22 protein-coding genes are annotated in these 23,992 nt (G+C 59.5%); 5 read left to right on the top strand and 17 right to left on the bottom strand.

Annotated elements, in window-relative coordinates; translation table 11 throughout:
• Positions 1-3 precede the first annotated feature (3 nt).
• Positions 4-1,134: a DUF3810 domain-containing protein gene (locus NZ585_10825; protein ID MCS7080522.1), complete on the top strand. Its 1,131-nt coding sequence runs from the start codon at positions 4-6 to the stop codon at positions 1,132-1,134.
• A 36-nt stretch (positions 1,135-1,170) separates the two neighbouring features.
• On the top strand, positions 1,171-1,293 hold the full coding sequence (locus NZ585_10830; protein ID MCS7080523.1) for a hypothetical protein: 123 nt from the start codon (positions 1,171-1,173) through the stop codon (positions 1,291-1,293).
• Between the two features lie 43 nt (positions 1,294-1,336).
• Here NZ585_10830 and NZ585_10835 read toward each other — a convergent pair whose 3' ends face one another.
• The 11 genes from NZ585_10835 to NZ585_10885 form a co-directional block, all read right to left on the bottom strand.
• Positions 1,337-2,476 (bottom strand): 5-(carboxyamino)imidazole ribonucleotide synthase, encoded by a 1,140-nt coding sequence (locus tag NZ585_10835; protein MCS7080524.1) that lies wholly within the window; start codon positions 2,474-2,476, stop codon positions 1,337-1,339.
• A 17-nt stretch (positions 2,477-2,493) separates the two neighbouring features.
• A complete protein-coding gene (locus NZ585_10840; GenBank protein ID MCS7080525.1) occupies positions 2,494-3,123 on the bottom strand; it encodes a metallophosphatase domain-containing protein in 630 nt (209 codons plus the stop codon).
• 160 nt (positions 3,124-3,283) lie between these two features.
• Complete coding sequence (locus NZ585_10845; protein ID MCS7080526.1) at positions 3,284-4,702, bottom strand: B12-binding domain-containing radical SAM protein; 1,419 nt, start codon at positions 4,700-4,702, stop codon at positions 3,284-3,286.
• A gap of 63 nt (positions 4,703-4,765) precedes the next feature.
• Positions 4,766-6,151 (bottom strand): B12-binding domain-containing radical SAM protein, encoded by a 1,386-nt coding sequence (locus tag NZ585_10850; protein MCS7080527.1) that lies wholly within the window; start codon positions 6,149-6,151, stop codon positions 4,766-4,768.
• Positions 6,152-6,204: 53 nt separating this feature from the next.
• Positions 6,205-6,912: a hypothetical protein gene (locus NZ585_10855; GenBank protein MCS7080528.1), complete on the bottom strand. Its 708-nt coding sequence runs from the start codon at positions 6,910-6,912 to the stop codon at positions 6,205-6,207.
• Between the two features lie 20 nt (positions 6,913-6,932).
• Positions 6,933-7,427, bottom strand: coding sequence for a 2-vinyl bacteriochlorophyllide hydratase (gene bchF / locus NZ585_10860; GenBank protein MCS7080529.1), 495 nt, complete (start codon positions 7,425-7,427; stop codon positions 6,933-6,935).
• Positions 7,428-7,463: 36 nt separating this feature from the next.
• The gene (locus tag NZ585_10865; GenBank protein MCS7080530.1) at positions 7,464-8,756 is read right to left on the bottom strand and encodes a Coenzyme F420 hydrogenase/dehydrogenase, beta subunit C-terminal domain; all 1,293 of its coding nucleotides are present in this window, start codon (positions 8,754-8,756) and stop codon (positions 7,464-7,466) included.
• Positions 8,757-8,853: 97 nt separating this feature from the next.
• Entirely contained in the window at positions 8,854-9,732 is an 879-nt protein-coding gene (bchL, locus tag NZ585_10870; protein ID MCS7080531.1) for a ferredoxin:protochlorophyllide reductase (ATP-dependent) iron-sulfur ATP-binding protein, read from the bottom strand.
• Positions 9,733-9,820: 88 nt separating this feature from the next.
• Positions 9,821-11,131 (bottom strand): glutamyl-tRNA reductase, encoded by a 1,311-nt coding sequence (gene hemA / locus NZ585_10875; protein MCS7080532.1) that lies wholly within the window; start codon positions 11,129-11,131, stop codon positions 9,821-9,823.
• Positions 11,132-11,184: 53 nt separating this feature from the next.
• Entirely contained in the window at positions 11,185-15,012 is a 3,828-nt protein-coding gene (locus NZ585_10880; GenBank protein MCS7080533.1) for a magnesium chelatase subunit H, read from the bottom strand.
• 223 nt (positions 15,013-15,235) lie between these two features.
• Entirely contained in the window at positions 15,236-16,228 is a 993-nt protein-coding gene (locus tag NZ585_10885) for a hypothetical protein (GenBank protein ID MCS7080534.1), read from the bottom strand.
• 93 nt (positions 16,229-16,321) lie between these two features.
• Here NZ585_10885 and NZ585_10890 point away from each other — a divergent pair, with 93 nt between their 5' ends.
• Positions 16,322-16,768, top strand: coding sequence for a hypothetical protein (locus NZ585_10890; protein ID MCS7080535.1), 447 nt, complete (start codon positions 16,322-16,324; stop codon positions 16,766-16,768).
• Positions 16,769-16,798: 30 nt separating this feature from the next.
• Here NZ585_10890 and NZ585_10895 read toward each other — a convergent pair whose 3' ends face one another.
• Entirely contained in the window at positions 16,799-17,506 is a 708-nt protein-coding gene (locus NZ585_10895; GenBank protein MCS7080536.1) for an SDR family oxidoreductase, read from the bottom strand.
• Positions 17,507-17,699: 193 nt separating this feature from the next.
• Between NZ585_10895 and NZ585_10900 the strand changes: the two genes are divergently transcribed.
• Together NZ585_10900 and rpsN are read left to right on the top strand one after the other, a co-directional pair.
• Positions 17,700-18,041, top strand: a complete 342-nt coding sequence (locus tag NZ585_10900; GenBank protein MCS7080537.1) for a type B 50S ribosomal protein L31 — start codon at positions 17,700-17,702, stop codon at positions 18,039-18,041.
• Between the two features lie 72 nt (positions 18,042-18,113).
• The gene (gene rpsN / locus NZ585_10905) at positions 18,114-18,419 is read left to right on the top strand and encodes a 30S ribosomal protein S14 (protein ID MCS7080538.1); all 306 of its coding nucleotides are present in this window, start codon (positions 18,114-18,116) and stop codon (positions 18,417-18,419) included.
• A gap of 99 nt (positions 18,420-18,518) precedes the next feature.
• On the opposite strand, the gene NZ585_10910 is transcribed toward rpsN, so the two are convergent.
• The 5 genes from NZ585_10910 to NZ585_10930 all read right to left on the bottom strand — a co-directional run bounded on the left by NZ585_10910 (position 18,519) and on the right by NZ585_10930 (position 23,929).
• Positions 18,519-19,820: a tetratricopeptide repeat protein gene (locus tag NZ585_10910; protein ID MCS7080539.1), complete on the bottom strand. Its 1,302-nt coding sequence runs from the start codon at positions 19,818-19,820 to the stop codon at positions 18,519-18,521.
• 30 nt (positions 19,821-19,850) lie between these two features.
• The gene (locus NZ585_10915) at positions 19,851-20,720 is read right to left on the bottom strand and encodes a formylglycine-generating enzyme family protein (protein MCS7080540.1); all 870 of its coding nucleotides are present in this window, start codon (positions 20,718-20,720) and stop codon (positions 19,851-19,853) included.
• A gap of 74 nt (positions 20,721-20,794) precedes the next feature.
• Positions 20,795-21,442 (bottom strand): type III secretion system stator protein SctL, encoded by a 648-nt coding sequence (gene sctL, locus NZ585_10920; GenBank protein ID MCS7080541.1) that lies wholly within the window; start codon positions 21,440-21,442, stop codon positions 20,795-20,797.
• 15 nt (positions 21,443-21,457) lie between these two features.
• Positions 21,458-22,444: a hypothetical protein gene (locus tag NZ585_10925; protein MCS7080542.1), complete on the bottom strand. Its 987-nt coding sequence runs from the start codon at positions 22,442-22,444 to the stop codon at positions 21,458-21,460.
• A 180-nt stretch (positions 22,445-22,624) separates the two neighbouring features.
• Positions 22,625-23,929 (bottom strand): dicarboxylate/amino acid:cation symporter, encoded by a 1,305-nt coding sequence (locus NZ585_10930; GenBank protein MCS7080543.1) that lies wholly within the window; start codon positions 23,927-23,929, stop codon positions 22,625-22,627.
• Between the last annotated feature and the right edge of the window lie 63 nt (positions 23,930-23,992).

The raw sequence follows: 23,992 nt of genomic DNA on the forward strand, positions 1-23,992 counted from the left end.
TAGATGAGCATGCGTCCTCTGTGTCGTCCACCCGCGCTGACGTGGACTCTCTGGCTGCTAGCGATTGGAGTAAGCGGCAGCGCTTACGGGTTGCGTGCGCTGGCGGAACGTCAACCAGTATGGGTCGAGACAATTTACGCCCGGCGGCTGTATCCACGGCTGGCGTCTTGGGTCTCTGCCCCAGCCCGGCTGGTTTCGTTTTCCCTCGCCGAATGTCTGCTGAGCATGCTGTTAGCGGGCGGCTGTGGGCTTCTTCTGTGGGCGCTCTGGAAAGGGCGTCGCCGGCGGCCGCGACTGACCATTCTGCTAGGACGCGGCGTGCCGGTCATGATTTTGGCCTGCGGACTGGGGACACACATCTTTTTACTGCTGTTCGGCTACCACTACGCCCGGCCTGCTGTCCAGAACACTTTTGGGTTGACGCCGCCGCCGCCCAATCCGGTTGCTCTAGAACAGTTCGCGCGCCTCTGCATTGAGCGGGCTAACGCCGAACTGGCCGCCGCCGCGCCGGAGATGGATGCCGAACAAGGCAGCCGTCTCCCTTTGTCGCCAACGCAGCTTGCCGACTTGCTGACGGAAAGTTTTCGCCGCTGCCCTGAATTGGCCTATCTAGCCGACCTTCAGTTGGCGCCGCCCAAAGCGCCGTGGTCATCGCGACTGATGGCGCGCGCCGGCATCGCCGGCATTTTCATTCCCTTCACGGGTGAGCCGCACTACGACGCCAACCAGCCGGCCGCGAGCTTGCCGTTCACTATCGCGCATGAAATGGCTCATCAGCGCGGTTTCGCTTTCGAAAGCGAGGCTAACTTCGTCGCCGCCGTCGTGTGCATTCGGTCAAACCACCCATATGTTCGATATAGCGGCTGGGCCGGAGCTGCCCGCTACGCCTTGCGCGACTTGGCGCGGACGCCGGAGCGATACCGGACGGTTGCGGCGCTGGCCAGCGATGGACTCCGCGCCGATTGGCGGGCGCAGGAGCGCTACTGGTTGCGTCATGCTTCGGGGCGACTAGCCCGCGTGTCGGCGCGCATCAACCACGCCTACCTTCAAGTGAACGGTGTAGCGTCCGGCCTTGCCAACTACGGTGAAGTCACCGGCTGGCTGCTAGCCTGGCAAGCGGCTGAAAAGACGTAGTTCGTCAACGTGTTCCTCGCAAGGCGTCACCTTGGCTTGAGGTTTGGCGTTGGCGCAGCGACACCTGTGGAGCAGTTTGCCTTGCAGGTCGCTGCTGAAGCCAACCCACCGGCGTTCGTCGCACTCGCCGCCTGCCAAACCGTTGACGCGATTCACTAGGGCGTCGCTCCACTTACTCGGAAACTGGTTCTAAACAAACGGTCTAAATCGTAATCGCGCGCGCCGCCCGCAAAGCGCGTTCACGGGTCTCTGCGAGGTCATCCCCCAGCGCTGTGACATGACCCATCTTACGGCCTGGACGCGACGCCTTCTTGCCGTACAGATGAACCGTCACGCCCGGCACTTGCAGTGCAGTTTCCAGTCCGATAGGACGCGCCGGCGCATCGAACCCGCCCAGCAAATTGACCATGACCGCCACCGGCGACCGCATACGCGGTGAACCCAGCGGTAAGTCGAGCCCAGCCCGAACGTGATTTTCAAACTGCGACGTTTCACACGCCTCAATCGTGTAGTGACCTGAATTATGTGGACGCGGCGCAATCTCGTTGATGAGCACCTCTCCGTCGTTGAGCAAGAACAGTTCAATGCCGAAGATGCCGACGCCCGCAATTGCTTCCAGCACTCGCCGGGCTAACGCCGTGACAGACGCCGCTGTCGCCTCCGATATGGCGGCCGGCGCCAACACCGTATGGCACACATGCGCATGCTGGATGGTTTCAACCACTGGATAGATCACCTCTTCGCCGCGTCGGTTGCGTACGGCCATGACGGCGAGTTCCTTGGTGAAGGGGACAAACTCTTCAGCCATCAGAGAACTCCCGCGCTTGCGCAGTTTCTCAAAAGCCGGCGCAATATCGGCCGCGCTGCGAATGAGTTCGTTCCCGTAGCCGTCATAACCGTTTGTCCGGCACTTGAGCACTAACGGCAGGCCAAACCGCCGGCTGACTTCCAGCACTTCGTCCGGGGAATCAGTCGCCGCAAAGCGTGGGACGGGCAATCCTGCCTGCGCTAGCGCCGTTTTTTGGGCAAATTTGTCCTGAACCAGCGCAATCGTGTGCGAAGACGGCGCGACCCGCGGCTTCCCCGTCGCCTCCAAGTAGCGCAAAATGTCGGGCGCAATAAACTCGTTCTCAAGTAAGACAGCGTCGGCGTAGGCTGCAACTGTGTCAAGCAGTTCTAGGGATGACCAATCCCCGATGAAGCGTTCAGTCGCCGTTAGTAGGGCAGGGCTATCGTCCCCCGGCCGCGCGACAATTCCCACTTCACATCCTAGCCGGTACGCCGCATAAGCCGACATCCGCGCCAGTTGGCCGCCGCCCAAAATGGCGATCCGCTGCGTCATACTGCGCGCTGCTCCGCTCACACATCAAGATCAACCACTACGGGCGCGTTGACGAGGCGGTAACGCAGATTGCAAAGCGCCGCGTTGACGAACTCCGTGGTGCCGCGTCGGACGCGCCCGTAGGCTTCGTGAATGTGCCCGAAAACATGCAGGCGCGGCGCGATGCGCTCTACCACGGCGCGTAGTTCCCCACACCCCACCCGCCAACCAAACTGCGTCCGGTCAAGGATGTCATAGGGCGGTGTGTGCGTAATGAGTACGTCCGTGTCTTCGGGAATCAACTCCCACTTCTCACGCAGCGCCGACTTCTTCCAGAGATTGAACGCGCCGTTCATAAACCACGGCTGCCACGGACTGCCGTAGAACTTCAAACCACAGACCGTCGCCGCGCTGTCCATGAGGTACACGGCGTTTTCTAACAACGCCGCCGGCCCGTTCCCGTTTTCCTGCGCGCAATGGTCATGGTTGCCGGCTATGACAAACTTGTATGGATGCGGTTGCCGCTTCAGAAAAGCGTCAAACAAATGCAGTTCGTCCATGGTACCACGGCGGGTGAAGTCACCGGCGTGGATGAGAACGTCCCCCTCCGGCACTTTGAAGTCGTGGTTGCCGTGGGTATCGCTGATGACAACGATGCGCACAGACATAGCCTTTCACCTCAAGCTGCGGCCGCCCGGCTTGGCGGCGCGGGCGACCAAAGGTGTATAAGGCCACAATACCGCACTGCCGCTGGCGGATGAACGCGAAAAAAATCCCGTCCGCATCACCGACGCGGACGGGAGAGCCAACGCGCCAAGCCGCCGCCCCTTAGGCGTAAGCCGGTCGAAACTGCCGGGCGCTGCGCAGGAAGTCCGGCGGCAGTGGCTCTGGGAAACGGTGTTTGATGATGCTGCGGAAGCGCAGATTGGAAATAGTCGCCAGCAGCTTGCGTTGGGCATGCGAACGCGGCGACAAAACCCGCTTGTAGATGGACGACACCGAATAAAATCGCTCGAAAGCGAACTGGAGCAGTCGCCGGGTTTCTTCAGGGTCCGCCCCCTCCCGCACCCAGACGACTTCCTCGCCGGTGTACCGATCCCAATCCGTATGCAGGAGCTTGTCCTTCGTTCTTTGGTATAGAGCCGTGCCGGGAAAAGGCGTCATCACCGAGAAAATCGCCGTCTCGACATTGCAGCGTTCGAGTTCCCTGATGGTCTCCAACGTACTTTCAATCGTCTCCTCCTCAAAACCAAAGAGAATGCCAACATCCACGGCGATGCCGTTCCGATGGAAGAGACGAATGAGTTCCTCGTACTTCTCCGGCCGGTTGAACTTCTTGTTGACGGAGGCAAGTTCATTCGGGTGGATGCTCTCAATGCCAATGAACGCGCGCCGACAGCCCGATTTGGCCGCCAACTCGACTAACTCCGGGCGTTTGATGGTCTGGGTGTCAAAAAACCCGAACCAGCTCAACTTCCGTTTTGCTAGCGTCTTGAACAGGGTCGCCGCCGCATCGGGATTGACAATGAGGTTATCGTCGGCGATGGAGAAAAACTCTGCTCCGTAAGCGTCAATTTCACGCAACAAATGCGCCGGATCGCGGTAGCGCATCTTGCCGCCTGCGAACACTGGAACGGTGCAGAAATCGCACTTGTGCGGGCAGCCGCGCGAAGTCTGAATGCTCATAATCGGCATCTTCAACGTTGGAATCGGCTTGAAATAGCGATCCAGCTTAAGCAAATCCCAGCGCGGCACCGGCAGTTCGTTGAGATCTTGCGAGTGTCCGCCGTAATAAACGGGTTTGAGGTCGTCATTCTGCACATCATCGAGAATCGTCGGCCAGAGCGCCTCACCCTCGCCCGACACCACAGCGTCGCAGTGCTGAAGCGCCTCTTCGATCATGAAACTGACGTGAATGCCGCCCATCACCACCCGAATTCCCCGCGCGCGACACTCGTCCGCAATTTGGTATCCGCGCTGAACATTGCGTGTGTAAGTCGTCATAGCCACCAGGTCGGTATCATCCGGAATGTGGAGCGGCTCGACGTTTTCATCCACAATCGTCACCTTGTGCGGTGCCGGCGTCAGTGCGGCCAGCGTCGGTAAGACGATATTTGGAAAAATCATAAATGGCTTGTGCTGCTGCCCCTTCTCCGGGTTGTAGTAGCGCGGCAACACCAAAAGAATGTTTAACGGACGATGCCGACCAAGTTTCTTGCGACGCCTGATTTGAACGACGACGGACATAGCAACGAGGGGTCTCCTTGGCGAATTTTTGAAAGTCTGGTGTTTAACCCAGTTCAATAATCATCAACAGGCCGCAGCCTTCAAAACCGGTGTGGGCGTTTTGCTGAAAAACAAACGCGGCAGGTTCTCTAAGAGATACTTCGGGCGCGCATAGTACATTGCGGTCATCACCTTCCGCGTCAGCTCAATTTCCCATGCCTCTAGATAATCCAGTTTGAAGGTGACATGGGAAATGTCATAGTCCTCCCAAGAAAGGTTCGGTAATAACCTTCCTGATTGAATGAACTCGCGGCGCAGATTCGTCCCAACATAGGGCGTCAGGATGTTGATCCACAGCATTTCTGGGTTAAGATCGCACATGTACTTCATTGTCGCCTGTAGCGACTCACGGGTCTCTTTTGGATGACCGATGATGATAGACGCCATAGAGGCGATACCGTGCTTTTTCAGCAGTTGGATGCACTTTGCATTGTCATCAGCAGTCGCCGTTTTGTTGTAATCCTTGAGCGTCTCTGGGTCCATAGACTCGATCCCCATAATAACGCCCATACAACCGGCGGCAGCCATAATTTCTACCACTTCGGGGAATTTGACGAAAATATTGGTTACGCACTGCGCCGTCCACTTAATCTTATCGGCGAGGCCGGCATCAATAATAGCCTGTGAAATCTCCATAGCCCGTTTTGGGCTGGCGTTGAAAATATCGTCTGTAAAGAAGAAGTTGCGGTACTTGTACTTGTAGTACCCTTCTTCGATCTCCTGCATGATGGAGTTCACGGAACGATAACGCCACTTCGCACCGTAGTTAGCCGTCACAATGCAAAACGAGCAGTCATATGGACAACCGCGTGATCCTGAAATGTTGTACACTGGGTCAGCAAACTTCCCTAGCCAGGAGCGGGTTTGCTTCCAGTAACGCGGTACATCTAGAAGCTCACGATTTGGAATTGGCAGGCTGTCCAAATCCTTGATAAACGGCATCGGCGGATTGCGGACAAACTCATCACCGTTGAGCCAAGCAACACCTTTGATCGTCGAAGGATCAACTTTACCCTTCTCCTCAAACTGCCGGACGATTTCTAACATCTGAAGCTCACCTTCACTGCGCACCACAATATCCACATAACCGGAGCGCAGTGTCGCTTCGTCGTCAAAGGTCGGATGCGTCCCTCCCATCACGACATATTTGCCGGCCGCTTTAGCGGCTTTGGCTACCCGCATGCCGACGGTGTACTTCACCGTATCGCAGGAAATGCCGACAATATCAATGTCGTCGCCGAACACTGGCTCTTGTCCAGCGTTCATGTCGCAGAGTTCAACTTCATAGCCATGTGACTGAATGAAAGTGCCAATATAAAGAATAGCTAGCGGCATACTGATGAAGCTGAACCGCTCGGCCACCTTCTCAATCACTGGGGGGTTAATAAACAGGCATTTGGGCTTTTTCATGGCGACGCTTTTCTCCTAATAAAGGTTTTATCATTCGGCATTAAGACAGAATCTTAGCCGGCAGCACCAGATACACCCGACACAAAACGGAAGATCCGCGGGCGTACTCGAATCATCAGTACGGCATCCACCACGGCGTGGAAAATTACGACACTCCAGAAGTCTTTGAAAACGTAAAAGACTAAACACCAAGAGAAAGAAAGAGCGCTCTCTGACCACAAGCGGAATTTACGAATTTTCAGCGCTCTTTCATCTTCACGAAAGTGCGGTGGAAAAATACGCATCCAGAAAAGACCGTGAATCATGCCACCGTAGATGAGAAAAATGAAAAAACCACTGCTGAAAATGATCAGATGCGAAAAAATGCCGGTCAGATCAATAAGTCTGGAAAGGAGATTCCCGGCAAATAGTCCGAACTTAAAGACCAGTAAGAACGCTAGTGTTTCACCGAGGCTGTTGCCGATGATGAAAATCGGCGTCCCAAGCCAGTTGAACGGACGATCCTCATGAACGGCAACCTGCGTATAAAGCCACTGAGAAAAACCAAGCGTTGCGATAAGGAGTCCAATTCCCCAAATCGAGGCTACGGTTTGGGGAATGTTGAAGGTAAATGGCTCTGGCAGACGAAAGAGTAAGGCAAGCGCCAGTGCACCTAGCCAGTAAAGGACAATCGCCCCTTCTCGTCGCCAGCTCGGGGTATCCGTATCCTCACCCCCAGGCGCATAACGTTCCAGTTTCTCAACAGCTTGCAGAACTGGCATATTGAAGGTCTCTCTCAATCCTAGTTAGAACGAGAAGCCCATGGGATGTCACCTGCAATAGTGTAGCCATGGCTTTTGAGCTTCTGACGATTGATGACATACTTGCGGACAAACTGGTATGCATTAATGCAATAGGTTAGATAAGCAACAAGGGCGACATAAGCTAGTGTCATTTCCTCCCACTTAAGGAAAAAGCCGACAACATAGATCGTATGAGAGATCAGGACAAAAGTAGAGAAAAAGTCCTCCCACCAAAATTCCTTAGCGAAGGCATAGCAACCAAAAACATCCTTTTCCCAGAAGGCTCCGGTGATCGCCATAACCCACAAAATAAAAACTTTAACCATGACGCTAATGTTGGCAATCCAGAAGCCGCGACCGGTGACCATAAAGTAGATGATGAGCGCTAGACTGATAAAGAAAATAATGAACTGCACTGGGGCCAGAAACGCCTGTACTGGCATCCACTTGCTTTTCTGACGGCGAAGCATCTGCTCCGGGGTGTAGGTTGACACGGCTACCTCCAAGTCAGATTTCGTCTCATCCGCCCGTCAGCCGACGCTGACCGGGCGGGTGGTGGTTTGGCGAACTCGTTGTTCAGTTGCTTTCCGTGGCCTGACGCGCCCGGCGGCAGGCGGGGGTGTCGGTGGCTGCGTCTCACCCGGCAGGACGTACTTGGCGAGCGGCGCATAGGCGTAACGCGGTACCAGCAGCGACTCACGATGGCTGGCCTTTTGGCGGACGGTGAACAACCCTTCCGCCAGCTTCATCTCCACCCGCGTCCGGGCGAACTCTAACCCGCGCGGCCCCAGCCGCCGCTGCATAAACGCAATCAGCTTTTTGACTGGGCGCGGCGCACCCTTTGTGTACGGCTTGCCGAGCTGCGCCATAAAACCCTTCATCGCCAGCGCCCGACTGCCGCCCTCCGTTGGCTCTTCCAAATCCACGTCGTCGCGGATGAGGTCCAGCAAACGCCACCCCTTGGCGTTGCGCACCAACAGCCACTGCACGTCTGGCATGCCGCCGCCCATGTAGCCCACCGATAAATCGGCCAGCGAGTTCGTGTAGTTGAAACACACACGGCACGATGGCGCGATGAGGTCGGGGCCGATTTCGTGCATGGGAATCTCGACAAAGTTGAGCTTTTCGATGTCGCCGTTGACGTGCCGCATCCAGAGACGGAAATCCGGCATAAACTCCATCTGGACAACTGTTTCCGGCGACCGGCTCACCGACTTGAGAAACTTCTGATAGTTCTCGTGCGTCGTGTTGTCGCTGCACAGAATCCCCAAGCACCATAGCTCGTCAAACGGCAGGGTCGGCTCAATGACGCGCAGGGCATGGAACTGACACGGCGTACCCACAACCATGACGCGCTTGAGACCAGCGGCGACAGCGTCGTCAATCTTTTCCAGCGTCGGCGACAGGCCGAACTTATTCCCCCGACAGGCGAAGACTTCTTCCGGCGTCTGCGCCAGCACCGGCATCGGTTTGTTGAGCGTGCCCGGCTCGGTGCCCGTTAGAATCACGCCTTCGACCAAGCCGCGCTCCAACGCGCGCATGGCAACCGTCGTCACTACGCCTGTCCACTGCGCCCCGGCGAGCGGTCGCCGGCGGCGGACGCGAAAGATTTTTTCGTACGGCCCAAAGTACAACTCGTCCGTCGCGGCGCGGCGCGCATGGCCCTGCACGGCGACTTCCAACTCGTCGTACTTCTGCACCAAAAATGCGCAGGCTTCCTTGACGTGCGGGCGCAGGCTTGACGTACAAATGCCGCAATCGCTGCAAATCCGCGAAAAGCGTTCTGTGGGAGCAGGTTTCACAACAGGCAGTGGGGTTGCCATAGGGGGCTTCCTGAAAAAGACAGCCGAACTGGTGCGCTAACTCAAGCGTCGTCGCCCCATTGCCGCGCTTTGGCGGCATGGGGCGCACACGCCATCCCTAGTTCAAAGCCAGACACGAGGGATCTTCCAGCAGCTCCAAGTCTTCCGCATTGAAACGCTGGATGTTGATGTTGATGTATTCGCTGCGCAGGTGCTCAAACACTTCACGGTCGGTCAGTGGTTTGACTTTCAACGCTTCCGGCCCGGACAGCAGGTAGTCGGCAATTTCAAGGTACCGATCCTGCGCCAAGGCAATGCCGCCAATGCGCTTCATCTCGAAGATGGAAACGCCCGCCAGCCGCGACCGCCGGATTTCATCAATCTGCGGCACGTGACCGATGATGCGCGCGCCGGTGCGGTCGCAATACCGTTCAACGTGGTCGGTGTCAGGGCAGCGATTGACAATCAGACCGGCGATATAGATGGGATAGTTCTTCGTCTTAGCCATGACCGCCGCGCAGATGCGATTGGCGGCAAAGAGGGAATCAAAATCATTCGCCGTGACAATGCAGGCGAAGTCTGAGTGATTGAGGGGCGTCGCAAAACCACCGCAGACCACGTCGCCCAACACGTCGAAGATCACTACGTCGTATTCATCCATGAGCTTGTGGTCGCGTAGGAACTTCACGGCCTCGCCCGTGACATAGCCGCCGCAGCCTGCGCCAGCCGCTGGGCCTCCGGACTCCATCGCGTCCACCCCCATCTTGCCCTTGAAGATGACTTCCGAGGGCTCAATCTCCTCGTGGTGGTAGTCGTACTGCTCCAAGATTTCAACCAGTGTGGGAATCATCCGTTTGGTGATGGTGAAAGTCGAGTCATGCTTGGGATCGCAGCCGACTTGGAGAACACGCGCGCCACGCTTGGCCATGGCAATGGCAATGTTGGATGACGTGGTAGATTTGCCGATGCCGCCTTTACCGTAGATGGAAACGATCATGCCTAAGTACCTCACCTGTGGGTTGGAATAGTCAAAAAACTTTGGGGACGAAGGGCCGGTTCCAACCCTCCATCGCCGTCGAAAGTTCCTAAGCCGAGCGCGCCAAGCGCGCCTTGACTTGAAAGTCGCTGACGCGGAGTTCGAGCCCAAAGGCTTCACACAGACGGCTCTGCTCGCCCTGCGCCGCCGATTCACGGATGTTCTCGATGAGCGGATGGGCAAACTTGCGCAGAATCGAAGTAATGATGACTTCGCGGACGTAACGTTCGACTTCCGGCGGCATACCACCCAACCGCTCTATGCGTTTGCGGTGGCGTTCGTACTCCGCTTGGGCAAGCTCTTCTAAGTGTGCGTTGAGCGCCGCAATGAAGGGGGCGGCGCTCAGCGCGCGCCACTCCGCCAGAAAGGCGGCGACTTCTTCTTCGACAATGCGGCTGGCGCGTTCAGCCTCGGCTTTCCGCTCACGCAAGTTGCTTTCAACCACAGCTTGCAGGTCGTCCACGTCATAGACGAACACCTGCTCTATGTCGTTAATGGACGGGTCCACGTTGCGCGGCACGGAAATGTCAATGATGAACATCGGGCGGTGACGACGACGCTCCATAGCGGCCGCTACGTCGGCAACGCGCACCACAAAGTGCGGTGCAGCCGTGGCGAAGATAAGAATGTCAGCTTCAGGCAGCCGCTCGCGGAATCGGTCGAAAGCCACCGCCGAACCATTGAACTTGGTCGCCAACTGCACAGCTTTGTCGTACGACCGGCTTGCCACAATGATGTGACTGGCGCCGGCGCTCATCAGGTGGGTCGCCGCCAGCTCGGCCATCTCCCCTGCCCCGACTAGCATGACGGTGTGCCCTTCGAGGCTGGTGAAAATGCGCCGCGCCAGTTCGACGGCGGCGTAGCTGACGGAAATCGCGTTGGCGCCGATTTTCGTTTCAGTGCGGACGCGCTTGGCCACGCTGAACGCCTTGTGCATGAGTTTGTTGAGTAGCGTGCCGGTTTTGTTGAGGGACTGCGCCGTGGCGTAGGCTTCCTTGACCTGACCGAGAATCTGCGGCTCACCGATGATCATGGAATCTAAGCTCGACGCCACCCGAAACACATGCCGAACGACATCCTGATCGGTGTAGTGGTACAGGTATTCGTCGTAACTGTCGCACTTCTGGTGGATGGCCTTGAGAAAATTTTTGACGCAGTTGACCGCCTCCGGCTCTTCGTGGGGCGTGACGGCGAGCAGTTCAACGCGGTTGCAGGTGGAAAGAATCATGCCTTCGACAATATTTTGACCATCCACAAAGAGGTTGAGCGCCTCTGGTAGATAGTGCTTGCTGAAAGCGAAGCGTTCGCGCACCGCGATGGGGGCGGTGTGGTGATTGAGTCCGACAAGTACAAACTTCATGGCGGTCCGTTCCACTGGGGGGTTGAGGGCGTCCGTCGGCGGACGGACGCGCGTCACAAAGTCACATTCTCCAAGGCGTCTTCCATCCGGGCGTAGGCTTCGCGCAACTGTTCGAGCGTCGCCTCGTCCGTTTTCCACAGGCCCCGCCCGTTGGCTTCGAGCAACCGGCGGGTCAACTTCGCCAGACTGCTGGGGTTGAGGCGCTGCAAGCGGGCGCGCATCGCCTCGTCCAAGACATAGGTTTGCGCCACGCCGTCGTACACCCAATCGTCCACGGCTCGGCAGGTGGCGCTCCACCCGAAAGTATTTGAGACTTGGCGTTCAATCTGGCTGACGCCGGCGTAGCCGCTCGCCAGCATGGCTTCATACCACTTGGGGTTGAGCAGCTTGGTGCGCGCTTCAAGCCGTACCGCTTCTTCAAGGCTGCGCACCTTGGCCTCCGGGCCGGTGGCGTCCGCCAGCAACACCGCCGGCGCAGACCCGTCGCGCCGCAGATGCTTGACGGCGCTCGCAATGCCGCCCAAGTACTCGTAGTAGTGGTCAATATCGGTGATGTTCATCTCGGTGGAGTCCACGTTCTGGAACGCAAGCGTGACGCCACTCAAAACACGCTCGTAATCCGCTCGCGCCTCAACGAACTGCCCGTCGGCGTCATAGGCAAAGCCCTTGCGCGACAGGAAGGTTTGCGCGATTTCGCCGTCAGCTTCCCACGTCGCGGAATCCACCAGATGGTTGACGTTGGCGCCGTAGCTGCCGGGCGCGTTGGAGAAAATCCGCCGTACGGCGTCCTCAAAGGCGACGCCCTGCCGCAGCAGCTCTTGGACGTGGGCGCGAACGAAGTTTTGCTCCGGCGGCTCGTCCGCCTGCGCCGCCAGTCGTACGGCGCGGTCAAGTAATCGGGTCTGCTGGGGCAGGACATCGCGGAAGATGCCGGACAACGTCAGCACTACGTCAATGCGCGGCCGGCCCAACTCGGCGAGCGGCACGAGCTCAACGTTTGCAATCCGACCCATTTCATCCGCCGTTGCACGCGCGCCCAGCAGCCACAGCGCCTGTGCGACGCCGACGCCGCCGCTTTTCAGGTTGTCCGTCCCCCATAAGACAAGCGCGACGCTGCGCGGGAGCGCTCCGCCGTGTTCGCAGGCGTAGCGGTCGAGCAACCGCTGGACGGCGGCCTGCGCCTCGCGTGTCGCCGCATAGGTTGGCATTCGGTAGGGATCAATCGCGTGCAGGTTGCGTCCAGTCGGTAGGATGCTTGGATCGCGGATGAGGTCTCCGCCGGCGACCGGCGGAATGTAGCGGCCATCCAACGCGCGCAGGATGGCGTCGAGTTCGGCGTTGGCGCGCAGCTTCTCATGCAGGTCAAACAAGAACTCAAAGTGCGGCTCAAAGAGGCTGCGCTTCGCCTGACAGAGCTTCGCCAGCAGCGCCGCACCCGCCTTCGCCGACCGCTTCTGGTGCATCTCCGTGATGGCTTCGCCGATGAAGTGTTTGGCTTGCCGTTCCAGTTCGACGGTTCGGGAAAACGCCGCCAAGCCGTCGCCAGCCGGCGCAGCGAATGCGCCCGGCGTCTGTTCAGCCCAGTGCGCCAGCACGGTTTTTGTAAGACTGGGCAAACGGCGCTCGGCGACAGGGAAATCGGCCACGATGCGCAGCATGCCGACCAATTCGTGGTCGTCGAGGCCGTCGTCCATCGTGTGCAGCCCCGTCGGAATGAGGCTGTATTCCAACTCCAGCAAGTCAGTGTAGAGCTTCTGGAATCGCTCCGTCGTCAGTTCGTCGTCCTGAAAGTCGTGATCGAGCAGATTGAGCGCCTTGGCCTTCTCAACAATGGCCGGGACGTAGGCTTCGCGCCGCGTCGGCTCGTTGCGGAAGCCGTCCATGGTTTCCTTGAGCGTGACGAAGTCTTTGTACAGTCCCGCCGCTTCAATCGGCGGGCTGAGGTAGCTGACGAGCGTCGCGTAGCCCCGCCGCTTGGCGATAAGCCCCTCCGATGGATTGTTGGCGCAGTAGGCGTAAATGTTCGGCGTATCCCCGATGAGGCGGTCGCTCCAGCAGCGTTGGCTGAGGCCGACTTGCTTGCCGGGCATAAACTCCGTCGCGCCGTGCGTCCCGAAGTGCAGCAGCGCGTCCGCGCCCCAGACGCGATTGAGGTAGGCGTAAAATGCGGCGAAGCCGTGGTTCGGTGTGGCGTCCTGTGAAAACAGCAGCCGCATTGGATCGTCCTCGAAACCAAAACTCGGCTGAACAAACACCCCAACGTTGCCGAAGACGCGGCCCATAATGGCGAAGTCCCCGCCGTACACGTTTTTGTCGCCGGGCGATGGTCCCCATTCGCGTTCGATTTCGCGGTAGGTCGGCACAAGTTGTTCGTACTCGCGACGTGAAAAGAGGTCGCAAACGTTGGCGGGCTGGCCGTACTGGGCGGCGTTGCCGTGAACAATCCCGTCGCGTAGTTCGTCCACCGTCGCCGGGACGCCTTCCACGGCGTAGCCGGCCTGTTTCATTTTGCCGAGCAGACGATGCAGGCTTGTCCAGACATCAAGGTAGGCGGCCGTGCCGACATTCCCCTGACTGGGCGGGAAGTTGAACAAGACAATGCCGATGCGCCGTTTGGCCGGCGGCAGGCGGCGCAGGCGTACCCGCGCCAGCAGGCGTCCCGTGAGACGCTCCACGCGGTCGGGGATAGGTTCGAGTAGGCGCGAATTGCCCGACTTGCCGGCGAACACAATCTGGTCGGTTGCGCCGTCCAGTTCAGGGATGGAGACCATGAGCGTCGCTTGCAGGCGGTTAAGGCCCTGTGTGTCGGCTAACCACTCTTCAATAGTCTGAAACTCCAGCGACGGCGCGCAGAGATAAGGCACATCAAGTTGCTTGAGCAGGCGCTCGGCGGCTTGAGCGTCGTTGTAGGCGGGGCCGCCGACAAGCGAAAAGCCGGTCAGCGACACGATGGCGTCCACAATGGGGCGGCCGCGCTCAAGGAAGTACTTTTCCACCGCCGGGCGGCCGTCTAGTCCGAAGGCGTAGGCCGGGATGACGTTTGCGCCGCGTTCCTCAAGCGCCTCAATCACGGCCGCGTAGTGGGCGCGATTGCCGGACAGCAGGTACGACCGCAACATCAGCACGCCGATGGTCGGTGCATCGGGGCGGAACGGCGTGTGGGCGCGGAGTTCGCGCAGCGACTCGACAATGCGCCCTTCGCGCGGATGAAATAGTCCCACGTCGGGATACTCGATCGGCGGTTTCGGGTTGAAGCGCCCCTTGTAGGCGTCGGTGTAGCGCGTCAGCAGGAAGAGAAGGAACTGTTCGAGGTTGTCCGCCGAGGCGTTGAGCCAGTACTGGATGCTCAGCATGTAGGCGTGAATGTCCTGCGCCGTGCCGGGGATGTACTTCATAATCCTCCCGGCGTTCTTGAGCATCGTGAGCATGGCGCGGCCTGGGGGCTGGGCGGCTTTCGGTTCGGCCTCCGGGTCGTCGGCTTTTTTGAAGGAATCCTTGACGGCGCGGATCATGCGCAGCGGCGAGTACCACGGCGTTTCGCCTTCGTCTTTTTTGGCGAGGACAAACCGGCCAAGGCGCGTTTCGCGGATGAGCGATGGCGCACACATGACGCAAATGACGGCCTGATAGCGGGCGGCATGCTGGCGCAGCAGTGCTCGAATAAGGGCGATTTTCTCCTCGTCGAACTGGTGAACGACAAATACGAGATCGGCGTCAGCGGCGTCGGCGCGGAGTTTTTCTACAGCTTCGGCGCGGTCAAGTTCGGCGGCGATGTGGAAAGCGACATGGAGGTTGACGCCGTGGTGTTCACGAACCCGCGCCGCCGCGACGGTAAGGGCCAGATCGGCCTGTCCATCGAGTGCAATGAAAAGAAACTTCATACCCGAAAACGCTCTTTGCAATCCACGGTGTCCCCGCTCAAGGCGGCTTCATTGGAACAAACCGGGATGGGACTCACGCGATTCGGGGACGCACACCTTCCGTCAGGCAGGCGGGGGGAAGGCTGTGAGGGGTAAGTGAGTCTGAAACCAAGCTATAGAACGACTTGAGGGAGCCGCAAAGGAATTCTTCGGAGTTTTTCCGTATTTTGCCGGCGGCGGCGCTTTATGCAGGCGGCGGCGTTTCCGGCCGCCAGCGTCCACGCCTCGGAGGCGACTGCGCTGCGACGCGCAGTGTAAGAAAACCAACTGTCCACCGGGCGTTGATTTCAAGCAGGAGTCGCTGCCCATGGGTATGTTCGAGCGTGTCACAGCCCCACGGACCGCGATAGCCTTCCGCCGCCAGCCGTGTGCCAACTTGCTCTCCGATCCAGCGCACCGACTCTGGGATAGGCGTCGGCGTCAAGTCGTACTCCACGAGTACGCCGGCCTTGTTGGTGATGGGGCGACTGACGCCCAGCAGCGTTGTGTTCCCCGCGTCATCAATGAAACCGCAGACGCCGTACTCCCGCACGGCGGCGTGCCATGGCTCAAACAACAAGATGTCACCGTCAGCGAACCGCCGCCGACACCAAATGGCCGCCGCCGGCGGGATGGTCGGCCCCCGCCCTAGCACCCGCTCGCGGGCGGCGACGCCGTAGGGATGCTTGACTACCCAGAGGTGGTCCCCGTGCGGGCAGGCCCGCGCAACGTGCGCTGTCAGTTCGGCTTCTGAGGCGACGAGTTTGGCGCGGGCGTCGGCGACGCCCAGTTCGCGCTCAAGCTCATGACTAAAGACCTTTGAGTTGACGCGCGCCACAATCTCCAGCGGCGGCGGTGAAAGCGCCGCCCCCGTACGCGCGCCGACCGCCAGAGCCGTCGGCGTCCAGCCCCACGGAGTGAACAGCCGCCCTGACTGGTCGCCGGGGCGATCAAGCGAGACCAAATCAACACCGGACGCCGCCGCCTGCGTCTCGAGACATGGCCGCCAAGCGCGCGGCGTCAGCAGAGCGTCACCAGGGCGGAGCCAGTATTTCAGCAGGTTGTAGGCCACAATGAGGTTTCGGCTGGTAAACCGACCTTTCGGCGTGTGGTGGCGGCCGTGCGCCATAGCTGCCAGTTCAGCTTCAAAGTCTGTGTTGACGTACCACAGGCGCGGCCCGCCCAGAACCTCAACCATTACCTTGCTTGGTATGGAACATGATGTGAAGATGGCGGGGGTGGACTGCGCGTCACCTTTCCCCCCGACTTCGTATGGCTTCAAAGAAACACGATGATTAAGTTCTATTCCAAGGAATGGCTTGATGAAATGGCGCGGCGGATGGAGACCGACCCGCGTTTTCTGGCCGAAGGTAAAAAGTTGAATGGGACGTTTGTTTTCCGCGTTTACGACGGTCCTGACGGCAAGGATCGGCGGACGCAGTGGACGTTCAAGCAGGGCAAGGCGTTGGAGTGGAAGTACGAAGACCACCCCGCCCCGTGGCAGGCGCTGCGGGAAGAACCCTTCAGCGCCAACTTTGTCTCGCGGACGACCATGACGTTTGAGAAGGCGGCGCGCCTGAATCGTGGCGAGATCACCGTGCAGCGGGCATTGTCATCGCCGGACTATAAGATTGAAGGCAACATGAGCCTGATTATGGCAATGATGAAGTCGCTTCAGGTGTGGAATCTCGTCGCGTCGGAAATTCCAGTTGTCTACGACTTCACCGCCGAAAACTGAGTTCGCAAGGTTAAGGAGTAAAGCTCACATCTACCCACCAACTGGAAGACTTGCGCCGTTGACGCCCTGCGCGGCGTCAGACAGCAGGAAGACCAACACAGCGGCGATAGCTTCAGGCGCAACCCACGTTGAGCGATCAGCGTCTGGCATGGCGGCGCGGTTGGCCGGGGTGTCAATCATACCGGGCAGGACAACATTGACGCGCACGCCGTACGGGGCGGCTTCGGCGGCCATGGTTTCAGTCAGCCGAATGACGGCTGCTTTAGAGGCGGCGTAACCGGCATGGCCGGCTGTTCCACGAAGAGCGCCAAGGGATGAAACATTGACGATGCTCCCGCGCTGGCGCGGGAGCATCGCGCGCAGTGCGGCCCGACTGCCGAGAAAAGCCGTCCGCAGGTTGAGCGTGAACATAGCCTCAAAGTCGGCGAGGGACAAATCCGTCACTGGCGTCCCACCCGCGTAGCCGCCGACCAGATTGAGCCAGCCGTCCAGCCGGCTGTACTGTTGCAGGACGGTTTGCGCAAGGGCGTCCACACTCGCCTCATTGGTGAGATCGGCGGCGACCAACTGGAGTCGGTTGGCGTCTGGGCCGAACGCGGCGGCGAAGGTTTCTTGGTGAAGATTGCCGCGATGAGACGTCACCACCTGCGCGCCGGCCTGCAAACAGGCGCGCACGACGGCCTGCCCCAGTCCGCCGGTTCCACCAGTAATAACAACGACTTGGTCTTTGAGCGGCATAACCACTCCCCCGCCGCCGACGGTTCGCCGGTGGCGAATTCAAGAAATTTGCGCTTGGCGAATGTTGGACTCCAGTGTATGCTCACTGTTTCGTTTGAGGTTCGCCCTGTGCGCAGCGTCAGGGAAAGTTTTGTTCAAATGAGGCGGGTCGTCCAGCGGAACGCGCGGCGGTCGGCCGGGAGGCAAGTCAACCGTGAAGAAAGGCATCCATCCTGAGAACTACCGTCCCGTCGTGTTTCGGGATGAGTCGGCTGACGTAAACTACATCATCCGTTCAACGGTCAAAACCAACAAGACGATTACGATTGACGGGCAGGAGTATCCGCTGGTGCTGCTTGATATTTCGGCGGCGTCGCATCCGTTCTTCACCGGGAAGCAGAAGTTGGTGGATACTGCCGGGCGTGTGGATCGCTTCAATCGGCGCTACGGCAAGAATGCTGTCGGCGCTTCTGTCGCAAAACCAGCCGCCGGCGCAGCGGAAAGCAAGGTTGAAAACAAAACCAACACCGACAAGACGAAGACCAAGAAGCGTTGACTGTCGCCGGCGGTCAACCGCAGCGGACGCGCCGCCGGGGCGTTAACGTGGAGACGAAGGCGTAGAGCAGGTATGGCCAAGAAAAGTAGCATTGCCAAAGCTGAAAAGATTAAGCGTCTGGTCGCCAAGTACGCTGAAAAGCGTGCAAAGCTAAAGGAGATCATCCGCAACCCGAACTCGACTTACGAAGAGCGGGAAGAGGCGCTTTACAAGCTTCAGGATTTGCCGCGCAACTCATCGCCGGTACGAATTCGCAACCGCTGTGCTATTACAGGACGCGCACGGGGTTACCTGCGCAAGTTTGGGTTGTCGCGCATCAAGTTCCGTGAACTGGCGCTGCGGGGCGAGATTCCGGGCGTCAAAAAAGCGAGTTGGTAGCCGGTAAGGGCGCTTTTTGGAGTTGTCGTCCGCGCCTTTGCCGCCCCAGGCAAGTTTTACGTCAAGCTGCGCAACGCCTGCGCCTGAGGTCGGTTGCAGCTACTTTCCTTTCCCTAGCGTTTTTCGCAGCATTGTCCGCAGTTCGGTGGTGTTAACTAGTCGTCCATCCGGGTCGAGTTCCACCGCCTGCTGAAGATAGTGGCGTGCCTCTTTGTACTGCTTGGCGCGGAACAGCATCTCACCCAACCGCGCCAGCGGCAGCGGCGAAGCTGGGTCGCGCAGCATCGCCGTTTCATAAGCTTCACGCGCAGCGGTGTTTTTCTTCTGTCCGGCGTAGGCGTCGCCCAACGTCACAAGAACCTCAACCGACGGCGACAGCATCAGCGGTTGAAGGCGAGCAATCGCTGCGCTGTACGACCGCTGGGCGACCAATGCGCGCGCTATTTGCAACGCCAACTCCGGCGGTGCGTAGCCCAACGCTTCCGCCCGTTCCAAGCTTGCCACCGCCTCGCGTGGTTGCCCCTGCCGCAGCCGAGCCACACCTAGCCCGTAGTGGGCCATCGCCAGTACAGGGTTCGTCGCAATAGCCCGTTGGAAGGCCGCCGCCGCTTCGGCGATTTGGCCGGCGGCGAGGTACGCTTGACCGAGAGCGTAGTTGGCGACGGACGAGGTTGGGACAAGGCGCGTCGCCTCCAACAGACGCGGAATGGCGCTCGCCGTATCGCCTACTCGCAACGCCAACTGTCCCTGACCCAACAAACCCAGCGCGCGGTACTCAATTCGCAAATCACCCGACTCAATATGGCGATTGGCGGTGGCGACGACGGCTTCCCAATCTTCGGCAGTGACAAGGTTTGTCGTACGCGGGTTTTCATAGCGCGCAAACAGCGCCCCAATGTCATAGTCAAGCGTGATTTCTAAACGCTTCGTATCGGGAACGATTTCGACTTCCTGCGAAAACGGCAGGTAGTTGTCGCTAAAGGCGCTTAGGCGGATGACGCCCGGCGGCAACTGGAGTTTGAGCGGCTGGTCGCGCCGCGCGACGCCGACGACCTTTTCCCCAACCAAAATCTCAGCCTGCGCAACGTTGACCGTTACGAGGATGTCCATTGGCTTTGGGGGCGCTTCAGCGGTCGGCGGCTTGGGAAGCGGAACCGGGCTAGCGGCTGGAATAACCTTCTTGCGTGGCGGGGTGGCGCGTGGACGACCGGACGTTTTCTTGTCGCTGGGCGGCGATTCCACCTCCTCCGGCGGCTCCGCCTGCTTCGGCTCACTTTTCGACTCGCCTTTCATCCGGCGCTCGATGTTGGACTCCTGCGCCCAGACTGTCTCCGCTAACCATCCTCCCCCAACCAGCAGGACGCCGAGTACTACCAACACAAAGCCGTTCCTTCCAGCCATTGCCCGCACCTCTCTGAGAACGAACCTAACCTACTGCGCCGGAGCGCCCGGCGCCGCACTCGCCGCCGTCGCCCCGACCGCCGGTGGTGAGTTTGGCACAACGATGTAACGAAAACCGAGCATCGGGTCAGCGTAGGTCGGTGGGACCGCCTTCCGTACCGATACGCTCAGCGTCCGCGGCTCTTCGTCGGCCGAACCACCCTTGATGATGCGCCGGGTTTGTCCGTTTTCGTCGGTTTTGGGCGCTCCCTGCGCATCAAGCTCCACATCATTTGTCCATTCCCACACATTGCCGGCTAGGTCATAAACCCCGTACGGGCTGCGTCCAGCCGGAAAACTCTTGACCGGAAAAATTTTGCCGCCGGTTTGTTTGGAGGCGGCTAGGTTGTCCCGCCATTCACGGCCCCACGGATACGGTAGATTGTTGTCGCCCTGCGCCGCGCGCATCCACTCAGCCTCGGTCGGCAGGCGTACCGTTGCGCCGATTTTCGCGCCATACCACGTGCAGAAGTCATTGGCGTCATGCCAGGAAACGTTCGTGACTGGTTGCATCGCTGCGCCAACCGGGAAGGTACCATTCGTCCAGTCCTTTGGCGCAGCGTGGCGGGTGGCGGTGACAAACTCGTGGTACTGCTGATTGGTGACTTCCGTTTCCGACATCCAGAAACTCCCAACTGCCACTTTGCGCGGCGGCAGACCGTCCACGCCGCCTAAAGCAACCACCCCGGCCGGAATCAGCACCAAGCCAATGACCGGGGGCGACAGGGGGGCAGGCGGTGGGGGCGGCGTGGGCGGCGCAGCCGCCGGCGGCGGTGGCGGCGTAGGACGCGCAACTGGGGGCGGCGGTGACTGCCCGCCGAAGAAAAACCACATTCCGCCCCCAAGGAGGATCGACAGCATCAAGCAAACAGCCGCCGCGACGCCCAACGCGATCAGCCGCGCGCTTTCCGACGGTTTTTGGCGTGTCCGAAAGTTCATTCAAGCGAAGTTTGACGCGCGTCACGCCGCTGGGTCTCATGCAGGTCGAGAAGCGCCTGTTCAATGACGCGCAACTGGGTGTCAAGTTGAGCGTCCACAATACCCGACTCGCTCTCGAGGATACAGCCCCCAACTGAAACGCGAGTGTCGGGCACAATGTTGACGAACTGCCCCCGTCGGAGTGTTTCGATCGCTTCGCGGTGACGCTCCAGCTTTGGTACGTCAGCCGGATTGACACAAATCGTAATGGCGCTCGCGTGTCGAATGTTGCGCATCGCCGTCCGTACAATGTCGAGCAGGGTAGCGTCATGGGTTTCCAGTTCGCGCCCGACGATTTTTTCTGCAATCCGCAGAGCCAACCGCAGCACTTCTCGTTCGGCGTCGGCGAGCATCATCTCGCGGCGGCGCTGGAGTTCAAGCAGGCGCGTTGTGAATTCCTTAAGTCCGGCTTCATAGCCGGCGGCGTACGCCTCGGCGCGAATACGCTCGACCTCGCCTTTCGCTTCGGCGACCAGTCGTTCGGCTTCGGCGCGCGCTTCACTGAGCAGCCGCCGCGCCTCAGCGCGCGCCTCAATGACCGGACGCTTGACGACGCCGCCAGTCAGGGGAAGAAGTTGCAGCACGGAGGGTTTGACGACTTGCATAGGGGCTAGAGGGCATTACTCCGACGCCGGATTCCTTCTCGGCAAGTCGGACACAGTTCCGTTACGGTGATGTTGCGCCAGCCGGAGCACGTCTTGAAACAACTGCTGCCGGAGTTCTGGTCGGACGGCGACGGGCGGCGCATCCAGCCACTCTTGAAGGCGGCGGACGAGTTTGGGCGCCAGCTTTTGAAACAGGAACGTCAAGCGGTCGCCGTCGCAGCCGGCCGGCGCGGCGGTCATCACCACTTGCCAACCAAGAGTTGTTACTAGCTCCGGGTCGCGCTTACGCTGCGTCATCGCCGACTGGACAATTCGGCGGGCAAACTCACGGCGCGGCGCAGGCGGCGCTTTTGGCAGCGCGCGAAAGGCGGCGATTTGCTCAGCGATGGCGTGCGCGTCGGCTTCGGGAAAACGTCGGAGCAGCGCCGTTACGGCCTCGGTCGTCGGCAGGTCATAGCCAGCCAGGCCAATCTCCGCAACGCCGACCGCATGCGCTACGCGCTGTAACTCCGCCTCCGTTAGTTCGTCAAAAGGCGTTAGCGGGGCGATCTGGTCGGCGCTTACAAACTGCGCCAGGAATCGTCGCCGAACGGCGTTGAGGACTGGCGCGACCGGCGCAAGGTCATCCAAGCTCAGGTGTGTCTGGCTCTGGCGCAGCGCGCGCGCCACGGCCGTCCCCAGCGGAGCCGGCAGGGACGCCAGCAACAGCCGCTGGATATAGGCCGGCTCATCCCGCAGCGCGGCCGCAATGTGGGACGGATGAATACGTGGGTCGAGCGTCAAAGGTTGCTGCCGAATACGCCGCCGGAGTTCATCTAACGTCTGCGCCAACCAGGTTGTGAGCTTGCTTTCCTCCTGCGCACGCAGTTCTTGGTGGCGCTGCTCAAGTTTTCGGCGGTCGTCGTCCGGCGACAGCGCAAAGAGTTCGGACGGCGGGATTGGATTTTGTGTCGTGTTGCGTTCGTAGGCGAGGGCAAGCGCCAGAAGCCAGTCAGTTTGCATGAAACGGGAAACAGTCTTTTACCTTGGCGGAATTCATCACGCCGCCGGCATGCTATGCGCCAAGCGCGTCGGCCGATGCAAGCTTTTTTTGCCTCAGCGACCGGCGTTTCTGGTTCTTTGACCGGCTTTTCCATCCCTGCTGAATCCACTTGATGAGGCCGCGACACACCGGGGCGCGCCCTAACGCCGGGGATAGAAATCATCCAAGCGGCGCTCATGCGGCTCGCCCAACAAGCCCATGTTCTGCGCCACCAGCATGGCGACGCAGGCGTCGCTGGTGACGTTCGCCACCGTACGGCACATATCCAGCGGGCGATCAATGGCGAAAATCAACGCCAAACCTTCCTGCGGGATGCCGGCGGCGCCCAGCACGATGACGAGAACGATCAGGCCGGCGCTCGGCACGGCGGCCGCCCCAATCGAAGCCAGCGTCGCCGTCAGCAGGATGCTCAACTGATCGCCTAGATCGAGCGCAATGCCCAACACTTGCGCGATGAACACCGCCGCGACGCCTTGGTACAGCGCCGTGCCGTCCATATTCATCGTCGCCCCGATGGGCAAGACGAAACCAGCGACCTCTTCGTGAACGCCCAAATGCTCCTGCACGCGCTCCATTGTGACCGGCAATGTCGCGGCGCTTGAGCTGGTTGAAAAAGCTACCAACTGCGCCGGCAGTACGCCGCGCATGAAGAAGCGATAAGATTTTCCGGTTACAAGCCACACCAACACTGGATAGAAGGCGAAAATTAGGACGGCAAGGCCGGCGACGACGCAGAGGGCGTATCGCAGGAGGCTGACGAGGATGTCAGCACTTGGCGATTCGGTAATCAGCGTCGCCAGCAGCGCCATGACGCCCACTGGCGCGGTCAGCATGACGAGATCAACCAGCCTAAGAATGACCTCGTTCAGCCCGTCGAAGATATCTCTGATAGGCTTAGCTTTCTCCTCAGCGATGAGAATCAGCCCGACGCCGATCAGGAGGGCGAAAAAGATCACTTGCAGCATCCGGCGGTTGTCAGTCGTCGCAGCGAACACGTTGTCGGGGACAATATCCACAAGCGGCTGGAGCGGCCCTTTGTCTTGCTCCGACTTCGCCGTAGAAATGCGCCCCTTGGCTTCGTCGGCGTAGGCGCTTAGAAGTTTTTCACGGGTCGCTGGCGCCACGCCCGTGCCCGGTTTGACGAAATTAACGATGAGCAAACCAATAGCCACGGCCACAGCTGTCGTCAGCAAGTAGAGTGCCAGCGAACGCCCGCCCATCCGCGACAACTGGCTCAAGTCTTTCATGTCTGAGACGCCCTTGATGAGCGAGGCGATGATGAGTGGCACGGCGATCATCTTGAGCAAGTTCATGAAGATCGTCCCAAAAGGCTTGATCCAGTACTTGACGAACTGCTGCGCACCGAGCCAGTCAGCGGCAAAGCCAACAATGAGTCCAGCGAGCATCCCGACCAAGATTTGCCAGTGCAGCGGGAATTTTTTCAGCATATGGGCGCGGTGATTAATCCGGCGTGTGATGTCGAAGTTGCAGACCAGTTGAGGGCATCG

Origin of the sequence: Chloracidobacterium sp. (genome assembly GCA_025057975.1) — a bacterium.
GTDB lineage: Bacteria > Acidobacteriota > Blastocatellia > Chloracidobacteriales > Chloracidobacteriaceae > Chloracidobacterium.

Excerpts from the sequence above, each read along its gene's own strand:
- NZ585_10925 (MCS7080542.1), bottom strand. The coding sequence starts at position 22,444 with ATGCAAACTGACTGGCTTCTGGCGCTTGCCCTCGCCTACGAACGCAAC.
- NZ585_10910 (MCS7080539.1), bottom strand. The coding sequence starts at position 19,820 with ATGGCTGGAAGGAACGGCTTTGTGTTGGTAGTACTCGGCGTCCTGCTG.
- NZ585_10855 (MCS7080528.1), bottom strand. The coding sequence starts at position 6,912 with ATGCCAGTTCTGCAAGCTGTTGAGAAACTGGAACGTTATGCGCCTGGG.
- NZ585_10840 (MCS7080525.1), bottom strand. The coding sequence starts at position 3,123 with ATGTCTGTGCGCATCGTTGTCATCAGCGATACCCACGGCAACCACGAC.
- NZ585_10885 (MCS7080534.1), bottom strand. The coding sequence starts at position 16,228 with ATGGTTGAGGTTCTGGGCGGGCCGCGCCTGTGGTACGTCAACACAGAC.
- NZ585_10915 (MCS7080540.1), bottom strand. The coding sequence starts at position 20,720 with ATGCTGTCGATCCTCCTTGGGGGCGGAATGTGGTTTTTCTTCGGCGGG.
- NZ585_10850 (MCS7080527.1), bottom strand. The coding sequence starts at position 6,151 with ATGAAAAAGCCCAAATGCCTGTTTATTAACCCCCCAGTGATTGAGAAG.
- NZ585_10865 (MCS7080530.1), bottom strand. The coding sequence starts at position 8,756 with ATGGCAACCCCACTGCCTGTTGTGAAACCTGCTCCCACAGAACGCTTT.
- NZ585_10890 (MCS7080535.1), top strand. The coding sequence starts at position 16,322 with ATGATTAAGTTCTATTCCAAGGAATGGCTTGATGAAATGGCGCGGCGG.
- NZ585_10845 (MCS7080526.1), bottom strand. The coding sequence starts at position 4,702 with ATGTCCGTCGTCGTTCAAATCAGGCGTCGCAAGAAACTTGGTCGGCAT.
- bchL (MCS7080531.1), bottom strand. The coding sequence starts at position 9,732 with ATGATCGTTTCCATCTACGGTAAAGGCGGCATCGGCAAATCTACCACG.
- NZ585_10835 (MCS7080524.1), bottom strand. The coding sequence starts at position 2,476 with ATGACGCAGCGGATCGCCATTTTGGGCGGCGGCCAACTGGCGCGGATG.
- rpsN (MCS7080538.1), top strand. The coding sequence starts at position 18,114 with ATGGCCAAGAAAAGTAGCATTGCCAAAGCTGAAAAGATTAAGCGTCTG.
- hemA (MCS7080532.1), bottom strand. The coding sequence starts at position 11,131 with ATGAAGTTTGTACTTGTCGGACTCAATCACCACACCGCCCCCATCGCG.
- NZ585_10825 (MCS7080522.1), top strand. The coding sequence starts at position 4 with ATGAGCATGCGTCCTCTGTGTCGTCCACCCGCGCTGACGTGGACTCTC.
- NZ585_10880 (MCS7080533.1), bottom strand. The coding sequence starts at position 15,012 with ATGAAGTTTCTTTTCATTGCACTCGATGGACAGGCCGATCTGGCCCTT.
- sctL (MCS7080541.1), bottom strand. The coding sequence starts at position 21,442 with ATGCAAGTCGTCAAACCCTCCGTGCTGCAACTTCTTCCCCTGACTGGC.
- NZ585_10895 (MCS7080536.1), bottom strand. The coding sequence starts at position 17,506 with ATGCCGCTCAAAGACCAAGTCGTTGTTATTACTGGTGGAACCGGCGGA.